The following is a 14,254-nucleotide window of genomic DNA, read 5'->3' on the forward strand; positions in this document are numbered from 1 at the left end:
GATCTGTAAGAATTCGATGAAGCTTCTGTCAAAGATCCTTGGGCGTCAGGCAACGGCAGCGCCCTTTCTGCGCGCCGGTGCGGCCGTCGAGGCTCCCGGCACGTGGAACGACGTCGTCCGCAGTTATGAGCGGCCCGTCGATCAGGCAAACGAGCAGGCCTGCGCGCAGAACGCGGCCGAGGCCGCTTACTACGCGCAAGTCGACCGGGTCGCGAACAAGTGGCATCATTATCTGGAGATCTACGACCGCCACCTGTCGAACCACCGCGACAAACCCGTCCGGTTCCTCGAATTGGGCGTCTGCCAGGGAGGTTCGTTGCAAGTTTGGCGGCGCTACCTCGGCGACAGCGCGCTCCTGCACGGGCTCGACATCGATCCGCGCTGCGCAACCATCGACGATACCGACCTCGTCATCCACATCGGAAGCCAGACCGACACCGGCCTGCTCGGCCGTGTCGTCGAACAGATGGGTGGAATTGATGTCGTGATCGACGACGCCAGCCACATCAGCGCCCACCAGATAACCAGCTTCGAATTCCTGTACCCGCTACTTGCGCCGGACGGCGTGTACATCGTCGAGGACGCGCATTCCTCGTACTGGCAGGATTTCGGCGGCGGCCTGCGGGCGCCCGGCTCCTTCATGGAATACGCCAAACGGCTGATCGACCGGCTCCATGCCGGCTACGTCCTCAACGCAGATCCGGTCTCACGCGACCCCGGCTTTGCGGCGGTTACGCATGGCATCTCCTTCTACGACAGCATGGTCGTCTTCGAAAAACGCTCCGGCAAAGCACGGCCGCGTTCGACCATCGTCGGCACCCGTTGGCTCGCTTGAAAATACGGAGCCCTACCGCTCATGGCACAGTTCACCCTGCCCAAGAACTCGCAGATCGGCGAAGGCAAGACCTGGCCGGCGCCCGAGGGCGCGAAGAACGTCCAGGTCTTCCGCATCTACCGCTGGAACCCGGATGACGGGCTGAACCCGCGCATCGACACCTACCATGTCGACCGCGACGATTGCGGCCCGATGGTTCTCGACGCGCTGATCTGGATCAAGAACAAGGTCGACGCGACCCTGGTCTTCCGCCGCTCCTGCCGCGAGGGCATCTGCGGCTCCTGCGCGATGAACATGGAGGGCCAGAACAGCCTCGCCTGCACCATGGGCATCGACGAGTGCAAGAGCCCGGACAACGCGGTGCCATTCCTCAACCGCAAGGACAAGGACGGCGCGATCCGGATCTACCCGCTGCCGCACATGCCGGTGATCAAGGACCTCGTGCCGGACCTCACTAACTTCTATGCGCAGCACGCCGCGATCGAGCCCTGGCTGCAGACCGAGACACCGGCCCCCGAGAAGGAGTGGCGCCAGACGCCGGAAGATCGGACCAAGCTCGACGGCCTGTACGAATGCATCCTGTGCGCCTGCTGCACCACATCCTGCCCGAGCTACTGGTGGAACGGCGACAAATTCCTGGGACCGGCAGCTTTGCTCCAGGCCTATCGCTGGCTGATCGACAGCCGCGACGAGAATACCGGTGAGCGCCTCGACGCGCTGCACGACCCGTTCCGGCTCTATCGCTGCCACACGATCATGAACTGCGCGAATGCCTGCCCGAAGAGCCTGAACCCGGCCAAGGCCATCGCCGAGATCAAGAAGATGATGGTCGAGCGCGCGGTCTGATCGCGGCCGTCGATGCGCTCGTGGCGTCAGTTCGCGCTGCAGATAAGTCACTGCGGCTGACCGGCCACACCGGCTCGAAAACACGGCAACTCCGGGCTTTTCACAGGAAGCGCCGCGCCGCTCGCCTTGCAGCCATCGCAATTGGCGGCGACGCAACGGTCCAACCTCGGCCGTAAAGGGGATCGTGTTCCGATGCCGCGCCAGCTCCAGTCGACTGCCGCCCTCCTCGCGCTCGCTTGCGGTCTCGCCGCTTGCAGCTCAGGGCGCTTTGACGGCCCTTCCAGCCGCGCGCCACGCGCACGGCCCGCACCGGAGCCCTACGCTTCCGCTCCCTCGGGCGCGGTGACGAGTTCTCCCCTCGCGCCGCCGCCTGGCGCGACCGCCGAGGGGGCTCCTCTGGAAGCCGGTATCGTCGCCTCGTCCCCACCGCCGGTCGTCGCGGACCCCGTGACGCCGCCTGCGCCGCCGCCCGTCGTCGCCACCGGCCGCTCTTCGGTCGTCGGCGGCTGGACCGCTACCGATGCCAGCGGCACCTGCCGGGTCTCGCTGACCAGCTCGCCGACGCTCGACCTCTACCGGGCGACCACTTCGGGCTGCGCCAACAAGGATCTCGCCAAGGTCTCCGCCTGGGATTTTCGCGACGGCGAGGTCTACCTCTATCAGTCCGGCGGCACCGTCGCCGCGCGCCTGAAACAGGCTGGCGGCTCGCTGGACGGCGCCCTCTCGAAATCCGGCGCATCGCTCTCTCTGGCGCGCTGAGGGCCGCGTCACTCCGCGAAGCTCGTGATCCCGGGCTTGCCGTCGGCGAGAACCCGGGATCCGCGCCCGATGCGCGGTCGTAGGCACCACTGAGGCCCGTCGTGAATGCCGGGCAACGCTTCGGAGTCCCGGAATGACGGCCGCATGCCCAAGACTATGGGTTGATGCGCATCCCGAGCAGGAAGATGTTGTCGCTGAAGCTCGACGCCCGGTCCGTGCTGGTGATCTGCTGATAGACGTAGCTGCCGCGCAGCGTGAGCCAGCGGTTGAAGCGATAGTCGACCCTCGCCAGCGCCGAGTAACCGCGCTCCTTGATCTGCACGCCCTGGTAGTCGCTGCTGAGGAAGCCGCCGCCCACGGTGATCGAGAGGTTGCGCAGGAGGTCGTGCTGCACCTCGAGCGTCGCAGCGTCGGTGAACACGCCGCTGGAGCCCGCCACCGAGGTCTCGATCACGCCGGTCTGCTGGCTGAAACGCACGGTGGTCAGCGGGCTCACTTGCCAGATCAGCGAGGCATTGAAGATCGGCGCCGTGATCGCGCGCAGCTTCGGGTCGACGTAGTCGCGCCGCTGCAGGCCCGCCGAGATCTCCGCCGAAACGAAACGCGTCAGGGTGACCGTGGCGCCGGCGGTCAAGCCGACCCCGTCGGAGTCCCGGCGATAGCCCGACTGGTCCACGGGCGTGTCGTAGATGCGCGTATCGAGCAGCGTCTCGACGAAGGGCGTGATCACCGGCGAGATCTCGTAGCCCGCGCGCAGGCGCACGCCGTACTGGTTGGCGTTGCGGTCGCTCTGGATCAGCGGAGTGCCGTCGGCGAGCCGCGCATCGTCGAAGACCTGGCGGTCGATCGAGCCGCGTAGGGTCACCTGGATGCGGTTGAAATTCTCGGTGACGCCCGCCGAGGCACCGTAGGTCGCGAAGATCGGGCGGCTCGTGGCCGCCGCGTTGAGATCGGGACTGCCGGTGCGCTGCGTGTCGAGCAGAAAGCGGGTCTCGAGGTCGACGCGGGTGTCGCGGTCCACGTCGATGCGCATGCGCGTCACGCCCGAAGCGTTCGGGCGGCTTGCCATCTCATTGTCGGGAAACTCGCTGTAGCCCCCGCGCAGTTCGCCCGAGAGCTCACTCGACGACCAATCGCTGCGAAACAGCAGCTCGGCGTCGCTGCGCAGCGCCATCGAGCCCCTCGCAGTCCGCGCCGTGGTCTGATCGGGATTGGTGTCGTAGCCGACGCTCTGCGTGAAGGCCGGCAGGAAGGTCATGGTGCCGAGCTTGATCCCGAGCGGCGCGTAGGCCGGATCGGCCTCGCCCGCCTGGCGAAAGCCGGGGGCAGCGAGCAGCAGCCGGCCGGGATTGCTCAAGCCGAGCAGCGGGATCGCCGTCGGCAGCGGCACCGCGGCCGGCAGAGGCACTCCGGAAACCGGCGTCTGGATCACCGGCGTCAGGCGCAGATCGGTGACGAAGCCCTGGGTGCGCGCGCGGGTCAGGACGCGGGTCGGAACACCGAGACGGCGCGGCGGCGCCGCTCGCTGGCGCAGCAGGCTCGCGGGGGCAGCAGCGCCGCGCGCGCCCGAGATGCCGGAGACCGGCGCGGCAGCCGAGCGGAAGCGCGGCAGCCGCGCGACGCTGTCACCGGTATCTCCCGCATCGCCAGAGGGCTGAGCGCCGGCCAGCACGTTGCCGCTGCCACCGGCACCGCGCAGGGCGGGCAGGCCAGTCTGGCCGGTATCAAGACCGAACCGTTCCGAGGGACGTTTCCTGGCGAGCGGATTGCCGGCCTCGAAGGCAGGCGGTGGCGCGTCCTGGTCGGCGGCAGCCTGCGCCAGTGCCGTCCCGCCGAGCGTCGCGCTCAGGGCGGTCGCGCAGAGAAGCAGACCGCACAGCCGCACGGCGGCGTGCCGTCTCCCCGCTTCTGCGATGGGCCGCTCGCCTGTCACGGGTGGACGTCGCTCCGTCGTCCTCGAAAGGGCAGGGCGGCTCACGCCGTGGGTCGAACCATGGCTCACGCCGAGGCCGTCCCCGGGCGAGCCGTGGTTAATGGAGCTAAACCGAACGTGGTTAATGGGGGGTCAACGACGCGCCCGGCGGAGGCCAGCGTTCATCACCCGCTCATAATGTTGGGCGCATTCACTTTGAGGACGCCATGAAACAAAAGGGCCTTTCCCGATCGTGACAGCACCCTCCGGCATCGCCGAACGAATCCGGCCCGAGACGGTCGCCCCGGCTTCGATCCCCGACCAGCTCCGGATGCCGCTGCGCGCCTATTTCGAGCTGCCAGCGGACCGGATGCCGAGCCGTCTGTCGCGCCTGCTCGCCGCCTTCGAGAGCGCACTCAGCGCGCGCGGAGAGTCGGTGACGGCCGAGTTCCGCGACGGACTGATGCAGGCCCTGCCGGCCTTGCGCACCTTCGCCCTGTCGTTGACGGGTGATGCGACCCGGGCCGACGACCTCGTCCAGGAGACCATGTTGCGGGCCTGGACCAACCATCACCGCTTCGCGCCGGGCACCCGGCTGATCGCCTGGCTGTTCACCATCCAGCGCAACCTGTTCTATTCCGAGATCCGCAAACGCAAGCGCGAGGTCGAGGATGCCGACGGCGTCCATGCCGCCGGCCTGACCGCGCTCGCCGGCCAGGACGACGCCGTCGCCCTGCGGAGCCTCTACCAAAAGCTCGAGCACCTGCCGGCGACGCAACGTGAAGCCCTGCTCCTGGTCGGTGCCGAGGGCTTCACCTACGAGGAAGCGGCCGCCATCCTCGCCTGCCGTGTCGGCACGGTGAAGAGCCGGGTCAGCCGTGCCCGCACGCAGCTGGCAGACCTGCTCGGCGAGAGCCGTAACGTGCTGGACGACGCTGCCGCCTGACCCGCGCCGCCGTTGAGCGCTGGCCGCATCGAGGCTAGCGTCGCGGCATGTCCGCCCCCCTCGACCTGTTGCGCCAGCGCGCCTCGGTGCGCCGGCTCGATTCGATCCTCGTCGACCGCATCGCGGCGGGCGAGGTGGTCGAGCGGCCGGCTTCCGTGGTCAAGGAACTCGTCGAGAATGCCATCGATGCTGGCGCGACCAGTGTCGAGGTGACGATCGAGGCCGGCGGCCGCCGCCTGATCCGGGTGATCGACGACGGGCACGGCATGGGGCCGGAGGATCTGGAGCTCGCGGTCGAGCGCCACGCCACCTCGAAGCTGCCCGACGGAGATCTCGGCCGCATCGTCTCGCTCGGCTTTCGCGGCGAGGCGCTGCCCTCGATCGGCGCGGTGGCCCGGCTCGCCATCACCTCGCGCCGCGCCGAGGATCGCGAAGGCACGAGCCTCGTGGTCGAGGCCGGGATCAAGGGGCGGTCACGCCCGGCACCGGGCCCGCGCGGCACCCGGATCGAGGTGAGTGATCTCTTCGCGGCGACGCCGGCCCGGCTCAAATTCCTGAAGTCCGATCGCGCCGAGACAGCGGCAATCTCCGAGATCCTGCGCCGCCTCGCGGTGGCTCGGCCCGATATCCGCTTCACGCTGCGCACCGAGAGCGGTAGCCCCGCCGTGTTCCCCGCCGAGAGTGAACCGGGTCCGGCGGCCCATCTGCGCCGGCTCGGCGTGGTGCTGGGAGCGGATTTCCCGCCCAACGCCGTGCCGCTCTCTCTTGCCCGCGAGGGCGTCTCGCTGGAAGGCCATATCGGCCTGCCGACCTTCCATCGCGGCGCGGCGAGCCATGTGCATTTCTCGGTCAACGGCCGGCCGGTGCGAGACCGGCTGCTGCTCGGCGCCGTGCGCGGGGCCTATGCCGACACGATGAGTTCCGATCGCCACCCGGTGCTCGCCCTGGCGCTCGCCTGTGCGCCCGACCTCGTCGACGTCAACGTGCATCCCGCCAAGACCGAGGTCCGTTTCCGCGATCCGGGATTGGTGCGCGCGCTCGTCGTCAGCGCGATTCACGAGAGTCTGCGCCGGGCCGGCGCGCGCTCGGCCACCACCGGCGCAGCGCAGGCGCTCGATGCCCTGCGGCCGGGTACAGCGGGGCCGTTCCAGGTGCATTCGGGCGCCTCGGCCTTCGCACGCCCGATCGGTACGGGCTACCGCCCGGCCGCGACGCCCTCCTTTGCCGCGCCTGCCGGGTACCATGCGCCGGGCCGGGCCGCCGCCGGCTTGGGCGAGGCGCCGCAGGCGCTGTTCGCCACCGAGCTCGCCCCGCCGGGCGCCGACCTGCGCGAGGAGACCGCCGAGCCCGAATCCGACCATCCGCTGGGGGCCGCCCGCGCACAGCTCCACGAGACCTATATCGTCGCGCAGACCGCGGACGGCATCGTGATCGTCGACCAGCATGCGGCGCACGAGCGGCTGGTCTACGAACGGCTGAAGCGCGAGCGCATGGAGGGCGGCATCGCGCGCCAGGGCCTACTGATCCCCGACGTCGTCGAAATGTCCCCGGCCGAGGCCGACCGGCTGATCGCGGCGTCCGAGGACCTCGAAAGGCTCGGCCTCACGCTCGAGGCGTTCGGACCGGGCGCCGTCCTGGTGCGGGCGATTCCGTCGGCGCTCAGCGGCGGCTCGGTCCGTAACCTCGTCCTCGATGTGCTCGACGCGCTGGAGGCGGGCGGCGTGGAGGAGGGCGCTCCGGGCGGATCCGGCGATCCCCTCACCCGGCGTCTCGACGCGGTTCTGTCGCGCATGAGCTGCCACGGCTCCATCCGCGCCGGGAGACGGCTGCGGCCCGAGGAGATGAACGCGCTGCTGCGTGAGATGGAGGTCACGGAGAATTCCGGCCAGTGCAATCACGGCCGGCCGACCTTCGTCACGCTGAAGCTCTCCGATATCGAGCGGCTGTTCGGGCGACGTTGATCGATCGTGGCCGCGCGCCAGTGATCGACCGGCGTTCGCACCGGCGATTCGGCCGGCACGACACTGCGCGGACTGAAAACGAATACGGGCGCGAGCTCCGCACCGCACCGATCATCATTGTGCAACGCACTCAGAGGCTTGCGCCGGCGGGATGAATCTCAGTCGAGCGACGTGCTGAAATTATAAAAATGAATGCAGTCTGGAGGCCTTGAAAATAGTGTCTCTGGTCCGACCTGAGCCGTCGACAGTGCAGCCAATCGAGGCCCTGTCTACGTTCGTATCCGCCGACTTATTCAGGATGATATTCTTCCAATCGAGCATCGCGTGATTGGGACAACATTCTGATTTCAGGAAGGACTATGATCATGGCCGCCAATCAGACGGAAGCACAGCACAAGAACACTGCCGAACGCGTCACGGCTCAAAGTCAGGATGCCCTCCGGACCGTGCAGGAGAATGCCCAGAGCGTCTCTCGCCAGATGTTCGACGCCACGGAGCGCTTCACGCGCAGCTTCAATCTGTCGAAGGAGGACGCGGAGCGCTTCACCGAGCAGTCGCGCCGCAATCTCGACGCCGTGACGCGATGCGGCACCGTGCTGGGCCAGGGTTTCCAGGACGCCTCCCGCCACTGGTTCGAGTTCGGGCAGCGCCAGTTCCAGCGCAACCTCACCGCCCTCAACCGGCTGGCCCAGGCCAGGACGCTCCAGGAATTCGCCGCGATCCAGAGCGAGGTGGTGCGTGAGGGCCTCGAAGATTTCGTGAAGGACGGCAAGGGCATCGCCGAGACGTCGTTGAAGCGTGCGGAGGAGGCCGGTCGGATCTTCTCAAGCGAGATCAAGCCGACCGCCCAGGCCGGCACGCGCCCGAACTGAAGCCGATTCAGCACCGACGATGCGAAGAGGGCGGCCCGGGAGGCTGCCCTTTTCGTGCGCCGCGAATCCGTTCACCAAGTCCTGCTGTCGAGCCCCGCGTGATGGCCCGGTTCTGAGACGTCGCGCTCGTCCAGCCCCCGGCCGACGAAGCGCGCCCAAAGCACCGCCGCCGCCCCGGTGGCCAGGGTCGTCGCGATGGTGAGGGAGAGAAATCCGAGAACCAGGTTCACTGCAGCCTTCCGTCGGCGTGGGCGGATCGAGGCGACAGGCTGGCCGGGAAGCCTTAGCAGGAGCTTACCGGACGACGCGGAACGCAACGGCCTGGGGACAAGCGGGAGACGGCGATGGCCATGAAGACGACGTTCCTCGTGCAGACCTTCATCGAGAAGCGCAAACGCCTGCAGCCAGGCGATCGCGAGATCACGCCGACCGAAAGCGGTGCCCTCAAGAAGGCCGAGGCCATGGCCGCGCGCCTGCCTGGCACCGCGGCGCTGAAGGTGGTGGCCGACGACGAGACCGGTGAACTCGAGAGCGCGACGATCCTGGCCCGGTTCGGGGAAATCCCCGAAGACTTCGCCGAGGGCCTCTCCGGCGGCTGAGGCGAATGGAACACAGAGTGAACGAAACCCTTGACCGGTGCAGGCAGCCGGGCAAATGTTCCTCCTATGTTCCCAATGCGCCGAATCAATCGGTGCCATCAGCGGGTGGGCCGCCGCATGATCGACATCTGCATGGACGCCGACGGTGACGTCCTGTTCGCGAATGACGACTGGAGCCTCGTCTCGGAGGGGCTCGAACATCGCGCCACCGGCTATTTCATCGCACGTGAGGCGCTTGGCGCCCGCCGCGGAGATGGGCTCTGGACCTGGCCGCTGCAGCTCGCCGAGAAGAGCTGGTGCACACCGCGCCTGTTCCGCGAAGTCTTCCTCGCCGCGCTCGAGCGCTTTGGGTTGACCGCCGACGAGGCTCTTTCACGCTCCTTCGCGGTCGGCTTTGGATTGCGGCCCGCTCAGAGCGGACGCGACGGGTTCGTGGCTTTGGGTGACGTGCTCCGGCCGAGATCTGCAGAGCGCAAGCGCCCTGCCGAGGCCAAGCCGGCCCCGCGCCAACCCATCCGCGACCGCGCCGGGGAGCGCGTCTTGGTCAGGGCAGGCGCGTGACGGGCCGGCGGGGAGAAGGGCGGCGCGGGAATACCCGTTGCATCACGCGTCCTGAGGCCGAGATCGCCGGAGACTGAGGGCGGCGCAATGTCGGCTTCGTGACGTCGCGCCGGCTTGACCAGCGCCCCCGCCGCCGTGTTGGCCTGACCCGAGTACCCACGGAGGCATCATGAGCATCCATGACGACGCGCGCGGCCCCACCCTCGGCGGACTCGAAGGGCTCGATCCCGGGCCGCTCTCGCGGCGGGGCTTCGTGATGACGAGCCTGATCACCGGCCTGACCCTGGCAACCGCGAGGGTCGAGGCGCAGGTGATCACCACCGATGCCAGCGGCATCGAGGCCGGAGAGGTGAAGATCCCAGCGGCCGACGGACCGATGCCGGGCTACCGCGCCATGCCGACGGGCGAGGGTCCATTCCCCATCGTCCTCGTGGTCGAGGAGATCTTCGGGGTCCACGAATACATCAAGGATATCTGCAGGCGGCTCGCCAAGGCGGGCTACTGCGCCGTGGCGCCGGAGCTCTATGCCAGGCAGGGCGATCTCTCGGCCATGACAGACGTCAAGAAGATCGTCAGCGACGTGATCCTGAAGACGCCGGACGGCCAGTGGATCGCCGATCTCGACAGCACGGCGGCTTGGGCGGCCTCGGCCGCGAAGGGCGATCTCGGCCGGCTCGGCGTCATGGGCTGGTGCCGGGGCGGGCGCGCAGTCTGGCTGTATGATGCTCACCGAACCGATCTGAAGGCGGCCGTCGCCTGGTACGGCCCGCTCGGCGGCGAGCGCAGCGCGATCCAGCCGAAGACTGCCGGAGACGTCGCCGGGGAGATCCATGCTCCTCTGTTGGCGCTCTATGGGGGCGCCGACACCGGCATCCCGGTTGCGAGCGTCGAGACGGCGAGGGACGCGGCGCAGGCTGCCGGCAAGAGCGTCGAGCTCGTGGTCTATCCGGATGCGCCGCACGGCTTCCACGCCGATTACCGCCCGAGTTACCGCAAGGACGCGGCTGAAGACGGCTGGAAGCGCGCACTAGCGTTCCTGAAACAGCACGGCGTTGGCTGAGTTCGTGAGAGTTTGTTCGTTGGCCGCCTGCACATCTGAATAATTCCGGCGTTGTTGCCCTCGCGGTACAGACGTGAGGCGGCAGGCAACTATCGTTGCAGCGCGTCGAATGTCATCGCGATGCGGCGATTGACCCCGGATTCGGCGCAGCGAGTAATCACGGCCGTGAGTCAGGTGATGAGTGACGTGCGACCGGCGGGCAGGAAGCCCGTCATCCTCGTCGTCGAGGATGAGCCTGATGAGCGCTTCCTCGCGTCCGAGATGCTTGAGGAGACCGGCTTCGAAGTGATCGAGGCCGAGACGGCCGAGCGCGCCCTTGCGATCCTCAACGAGCGCGGCGACGATGTTGCCGTGGTGTTTTCCGACGTCCGCACGCCCGGCACGATCGGAGGATTCGAACTCGCCCGCATCATCGGTGTAACCTGGCCGCGCATCCGCATTCTGCTGACCTCGGGCGATGCCAGCGACCAACCGAGCGATCTGCGCATCTCCGCGACCTTCATCCCGAAGCCCTGGCGTGCGCCTGAAATCCTCGAATGGCTCGAGGAAGCCGCGCGGCACCACGGCAGCGCCAGCGAGGAGTGAGACACCCACTTTTTTGGGCGGCCTCAACCCTGGCGAGAAAAACGATGCGGGATCGCCTGATCCGCCTTCATCGCCAGCGTCTTCGACCTCTTTCCGGCGCTCCAGGCCAACGCGAACGCTGACGGCTCGACGAAAAACCTACTGCTCGTCCGGGAAACATCCAGCAATGGAGCCGTTGGACTGCTTACGTGTCCTCGTTTCGAGGAAGGAGATCAGCAGCCGGTGCCCAATGAAAACAGCCTCCGACAACTTTGCAGCTGAGTTTTCGATCGATGGCGGCTCTCTCGACGAGCCTTTTGGCAACGCTCTACTAGGCAGGATCGGAGATGATCTTCGACATCACTATCACGAGGTGATCGATTCCGAAGTACCGCGTTCTCTGCTGGACCTCGCACAAGCGATCGATGCAAGGCGGCCGGACGGTGACGGCGGAGAGTAGGCGCCTCGAAACTTACATGGAATGGCAGTGATCGGGCGTCGCCTCCGACCCCAAATCTGATATGCAGGGCGCGCCGAACTCGGCAGAGACCTGCAACCGCCGAATCCCGATGCGCCTGACCTTCCGCCTTCGCTCCGCGACCGCGAGCCTTCTCATCGCGCTGGGGCTGTGTGCACCTGCTTTCGCCGCAGCGCCGCCGACTCAGCCGCAGGACGGCCCGGGCGGGGTTGGCGACAAGGCCGCGACGATCGTCAAGCGCGGCATCGGCACAGCAAATTCCTCGACTTACGCCTTCTACAGATCCGGCACGGCCCCCGCAGAGGGCCGGCCCGTCGCCGTGTTTCTCCATGCCTGGGGCGCCACGAACCCGCGCGCCTATGGAGGCTGGATCGACCACCTCGCTCGCAACGGCTGGCTGGTGCTGTTTCCGCGCTTCCAGGAACTGAACAAGTCCCGGCCATCGGAGGCCACGGAAAAGGCGGGCATCCTGCTGAAGTCGGCTCTCGATGCCCTGGCCGCCGATCCGGATGCCAAGCCTGACACGAAGCGCATGACCCTGATCGGCCATCTGGCCGGTGCGCCGCTCGCCGCCAACCTCGCCGCCGGGGCACAGACCCAGGGGCTGCCGGCACCCAAACTTCTCTACGTCATCATGCCCGGCGGCATCGCCCACGACGCCAAGTCGCGCGGCATCCCACTCGGAGATCTCTCGGGCATCTCGGGCGACACGCTGCTCGTCGCGGTGACCGGCGACAAGGACGCCCGCGCGGCAGATCTCGCCGCTCGCCGCATCCTTCGCGAGGCCACCGCCGTTGCGCCGGAGCGCAAGCTCCTAGTGCGCGCGCTCTCGGATGATCACGGATTTCCCGCCATGACCGCGACCCTGTCGTCGCCTGCGGGGATCGATGCCGCCTATGACGGCACCGCGATCACCATCGCGCCCGAGCCCAAGGACGCTAAGCCCGCCCCGTTCAAGTGGTCGCCCGACGTGACGCTCAGCGGTGAGCAATCGACGCTGGTGCAGCAGATCAACAATGCGCGCGCCGACGCGCTCGATTACCTCGGCTACTGGCGCACGTTCGACATGGCAGCGAGCGGCGCCTTCGCCGGCAAGGACGCGAACAAGCTCAAGGCCGATTCGAGCTTCAGCGACATGGGCCGCTGGGCCGATGGCTGGCCGGTGAAGCGGCTCGGTGTCGAAGTGCCGAAGCTCGCCCCGCCAGCACCCGTCGCCGCCCCCGCGGCGGTGGCTCCGACCACGGCAGCCGCCCGCGGCGCTTCCGGCAAAGGCCGACAGGCACAACCGCGCGCCGCCGATCGGCGCTGATCACGACGCTTTGGCTGTGCGATGTGGCCGGCGCGACGCAGCGCCCGGCCCGCCGCTTGCTAAGCTTTGCCGGCTCGCCTCGGACGCGCCGTCATGCCGGATTTCATTGCCACCCTGATCGCCGCTCTCGCCCTCTGTCTCGGGCTGATCGCGCTCAACGCGCTGACGCGCTGGACCATGCCGCTCTGGCCGATCCCGGTCGACGAGAACGGCCTGCTGCAGATCGGCGGGGCGGTGCTGGTCGCCCGCCTCGCGTGGAGGCGGGCGACGCGGCCGGTGTCTAGAAGTACGACTTGAGAACGCCGCGGCGGCGCACGTCGAGCGTCGCACAGTGGAACGAGCCGCCGAACGGGCCGTAGCTCAGGAACGGCGCCGGAATCGGATCGAAGCCCCAATCCTTCAGGGCCTTGATCAGCGTCGGCTGGCTCTGGTCAACGACGATCTTCTTCTCGTCGATGGCGAGCACGTTGATCGAGGTCCAGGGCGAGCACATCGAGATCTTGCTCATGAAGCCCTCGACCGGGTCGGGGCGCGGCGCGATCAGCACGTCCCATTTCTTGAGCACGGCGGGCAGCTTCTCGACGTCGATATAGTCCGGGTTCACGAGCACCTTGCCCGGCGCCAGCGGCATGAACGAGCTGTCGATGTGCATCGGCTGCGGGCAGCGGCTCTCGATCTCGTGGATGCGGAAGCCGGGCCCGAGGTGGCGGCGCAGCCACTCGATGCCCATCAGGTTCGTCACGTTGGAGCGAGTCACGAACAGATCGCGGCCGCAGCGCACGAAGTCGGCCGCGTCGAAAACCGGCTCGAACTCGTTGACCGTGAACTGCATCGGCTCGCCGGCCTTCAGGTTCGGCACCCGATAATCGTAGTTGTAGAGGTCGTCCGTGAGCTGCGGACGCGGCGCGGAGGTCCAGCGGGCACCGGCGCGGAAATATTCCTTGAACAGCGAGCGGTAGGCGTCGCCCTCGAAATAGCGCGAGCGCCAGCACATCGGGCTCTCGATGATCTCATCGCCGATCACGAGATAGGGATCGCGCGGGCAGGCGACGCAGAAGCCGCGGGAGGTCCAGCGCGGCGCCTTGTACTTCCTCGAGAAATCGACCGTGTCGGGCCGGCGCACCTTCACGCCCTCGCCCGCGAGGATGGTGATGAAGTTGTCGAGCTCGGCCTGGGCGAGCTTCTTCATGAACTTCGGATACTTCCAGCCGGAAGCGAGCCGGTAGAACGGCTGCGCGGCGCGCGGAAGATTGAAGATCACCGTGAGGTGGTGGGTCGGGATCGTGGCGCCGTCGAGCGAGCCGACGATCACCTCTTCCAGGGGATCCCATTCGTTCCAGGCCATGACAGGGCTCTGCGGCGCGGGTATGTCCGGCGACAGGCTCTGAAGGTCGGTGAAGGTTTGAGTTTGTGCATCTTCGAGCATGACGTTCTCCGCCATGTTGGACGCATCGCGTTCCATGGATAATCCCCTTGGGATAAAGCCCTGCGGTCTTTAGTTTTGAGACTGTTGCCGATCTGCCGCTTTGGCCTTCAGTGTGGCTCTCGGGTG

At 67.5% G+C, this 14,254-nt stretch carries 15 protein-coding genes; 12 read left to right on the plus strand and 3 right to left on the minus strand.

Features of this window, described 5'->3' with window-relative positions:
• Positions 1–16: 16 nt before the first annotated feature.
• The 3 genes from HCU64_RS16690 to HCU64_RS16700 all read left to right on the plus strand — a co-directional run bounded on the left by HCU64_RS16690 (position 17) and on the right by HCU64_RS16700 (position 2,440).
• Complete coding sequence (locus HCU64_RS16690) at positions 17–835, plus strand: class I SAM-dependent methyltransferase (RefSeq protein WP_233385242.1); 819 nt, start codon at positions 17–19, stop codon at positions 833–835.
• A gap of 21 nt (positions 836–856) precedes the next feature.
• A complete protein-coding gene (locus tag HCU64_RS16695) occupies positions 857–1,681 on the plus strand; it encodes a succinate dehydrogenase iron-sulfur subunit (protein ID WP_233385243.1) in 825 nt (274 codons plus the stop codon).
• A 192-nt stretch (positions 1,682–1,873) separates the two neighbouring features.
• Entirely contained in the window at positions 1,874–2,440 is a 567-nt protein-coding gene (locus tag HCU64_RS16700; protein WP_233385245.1) for an AprI/Inh family metalloprotease inhibitor, read from the plus strand.
• 154 nt (positions 2,441–2,594) lie between these two features.
• Here HCU64_RS16700 and HCU64_RS16705 read toward each other — a convergent pair whose 3' ends face one another.
• Positions 2,595–4,373 carry an outer membrane beta-barrel protein gene (locus HCU64_RS16705; RefSeq protein ID WP_325169989.1) on the minus strand — a complete coding sequence of 593 codons (1,779 nt, stop codon included), beginning with the start codon at positions 4,371–4,373 and terminating at the stop codon, positions 2,595–2,597.
• Between the two features lie 232 nt (positions 4,374–4,605).
• Here HCU64_RS16705 and HCU64_RS16710 point away from each other — a divergent pair, with 232 nt between their 5' ends.
• The 3 genes from HCU64_RS16710 to HCU64_RS16720 all read left to right on the plus strand — a co-directional run bounded on the left by HCU64_RS16710 (position 4,606) and on the right by HCU64_RS16720 (position 8,131).
• Complete coding sequence (locus tag HCU64_RS16710) at positions 4,606–5,298, plus strand: sigma-70 family RNA polymerase sigma factor (protein WP_442785978.1); 693 nt, start codon at positions 4,606–4,608, stop codon at positions 5,296–5,298.
• Positions 5,299–5,345: 47 nt separating this feature from the next.
• Positions 5,346–7,259, plus strand: coding sequence for a DNA mismatch repair endonuclease MutL (gene mutL, locus HCU64_RS16715; RefSeq protein WP_233385246.1), 1,914 nt, complete (start codon positions 5,346–5,348; stop codon positions 7,257–7,259).
• A gap of 365 nt (positions 7,260–7,624) precedes the next feature.
• Complete coding sequence (locus HCU64_RS16720) at positions 7,625–8,131, plus strand: phasin family protein (RefSeq protein ID WP_233385248.1); 507 nt, start codon at positions 7,625–7,627, stop codon at positions 8,129–8,131.
• A gap of 71 nt (positions 8,132–8,202) precedes the next feature.
• Here the strand turns inward: HCU64_RS16720 and HCU64_RS16725 are convergent, their stop codons facing one another.
• On the minus strand, positions 8,203–8,361 hold the full coding sequence (locus HCU64_RS16725) for a hypothetical protein (RefSeq protein ID WP_233385249.1): 159 nt from the start codon (positions 8,359–8,361) through the stop codon (positions 8,203–8,205).
• Positions 8,362–8,475: 114 nt separating this feature from the next.
• On the opposite strand from HCU64_RS16725, the gene HCU64_RS16730 reads away from it, so the two are divergent.
• From HCU64_RS16730 to HCU64_RS16755, 6 genes are all read left to right on the plus strand, one after another.
• Complete coding sequence (locus tag HCU64_RS16730) at positions 8,476–8,730, plus strand: hypothetical protein (protein ID WP_233385250.1); 255 nt, start codon at positions 8,476–8,478, stop codon at positions 8,728–8,730.
• A 117-nt stretch (positions 8,731–8,847) separates the two neighbouring features.
• Complete coding sequence (locus tag HCU64_RS16735; RefSeq protein ID WP_233385251.1) at positions 8,848–9,291, plus strand: hypothetical protein; 444 nt, start codon at positions 8,848–8,850, stop codon at positions 9,289–9,291.
• A 169-nt stretch (positions 9,292–9,460) separates the two neighbouring features.
• A complete protein-coding gene (locus tag HCU64_RS16740) occupies positions 9,461–10,351 on the plus strand; it encodes a dienelactone hydrolase family protein (RefSeq protein ID WP_233385252.1) in 891 nt (296 codons plus the stop codon).
• A gap of 177 nt (positions 10,352–10,528) precedes the next feature.
• A complete protein-coding gene (locus HCU64_RS16745; RefSeq protein ID WP_233385253.1) occupies positions 10,529–10,936 on the plus strand; it encodes a response regulator in 408 nt (135 codons plus the stop codon).
• 548 nt (positions 10,937–11,484) lie between these two features.
• Positions 11,485–12,702 (plus strand): alpha/beta hydrolase family protein, encoded by a 1,218-nt coding sequence (locus HCU64_RS16750; protein ID WP_233385254.1) that lies wholly within the window; start codon positions 11,485–11,487, stop codon positions 12,700–12,702.
• A 93-nt stretch (positions 12,703–12,795) separates the two neighbouring features.
• Positions 12,796–12,999 (plus strand): hypothetical protein, encoded by a 204-nt coding sequence (locus HCU64_RS16755; protein WP_233385255.1) that lies wholly within the window; start codon positions 12,796–12,798, stop codon positions 12,997–12,999.
• Here the strand turns inward: HCU64_RS16755 and HCU64_RS16760 are convergent.
• Positions 12,983–14,128, minus strand: coding sequence for an amidinotransferase (locus tag HCU64_RS16760; protein ID WP_233385288.1), 1,146 nt, complete (start codon positions 14,126–14,128; stop codon positions 12,983–12,985). The two genes, HCU64_RS16755 and HCU64_RS16760, sit on opposite strands and share 17 nt — an antisense overlap.
• Positions 14,129–14,254: the final 126 nt, after the last annotated feature.

Source organism: Methylobacterium sp. C25, from assembly GCF_021352225.1.
Taxonomy (GTDB): domain Bacteria; phylum Pseudomonadota; class Alphaproteobacteria; order Rhizobiales; family Beijerinckiaceae; genus Methylobacterium.

What these genes read in the sequence shown, in the direction of transcription:
- HCU64_RS16750 (WP_233385254.1), top strand. Translation starts at nt 11,485, where the DNA reads ATGCGCCTGACCTTCCGCCTTCGCTCCGCGACCGCGAGCCTTCTCATC.
- HCU64_RS16735 (WP_233385251.1), top strand. Translation starts at nt 8,848, where the DNA reads ATGATCGACATCTGCATGGACGCCGACGGTGACGTCCTGTTCGCGAAT.
- HCU64_RS16720 (WP_233385248.1), top strand. Translation starts at nt 7,625, where the DNA reads ATGGCCGCCAATCAGACGGAAGCACAGCACAAGAACACTGCCGAACGC.
- HCU64_RS16755 (WP_233385255.1), top strand. Translation starts at nt 12,796, where the DNA reads ATGCCGGATTTCATTGCCACCCTGATCGCCGCTCTCGCCCTCTGTCTC.
- HCU64_RS16695 (WP_233385243.1), top strand. Translation starts at nt 857, where the DNA reads ATGGCACAGTTCACCCTGCCCAAGAACTCGCAGATCGGCGAAGGCAAG.
- HCU64_RS16760 (WP_233385288.1), bottom strand. Translation starts at nt 14,128, where the DNA reads ATGCTCGAAGATGCACAAACTCAAACCTTCACCGACCTTCAGAGCCTG.
- HCU64_RS16690 (WP_233385242.1), top strand. Translation starts at nt 17, where the DNA reads ATGAAGCTTCTGTCAAAGATCCTTGGGCGTCAGGCAACGGCAGCGCCC.
- HCU64_RS16730 (WP_233385250.1), top strand. Translation starts at nt 8,476, where the DNA reads ATGGCCATGAAGACGACGTTCCTCGTGCAGACCTTCATCGAGAAGCGC.
- mutL (WP_233385246.1), top strand. Translation starts at nt 5,346, where the DNA reads ATGTCCGCCCCCCTCGACCTGTTGCGCCAGCGCGCCTCGGTGCGCCGG.
- HCU64_RS16740 (WP_233385252.1), top strand. Translation starts at nt 9,461, where the DNA reads ATGAGCATCCATGACGACGCGCGCGGCCCCACCCTCGGCGGACTCGAA.
- HCU64_RS16745 (WP_233385253.1), top strand. Translation starts at nt 10,529, where the DNA reads ATGAGTGACGTGCGACCGGCGGGCAGGAAGCCCGTCATCCTCGTCGTC.
- HCU64_RS16700 (WP_233385245.1), top strand. Translation starts at nt 1,874, where the DNA reads ATGCCGCGCCAGCTCCAGTCGACTGCCGCCCTCCTCGCGCTCGCTTGC.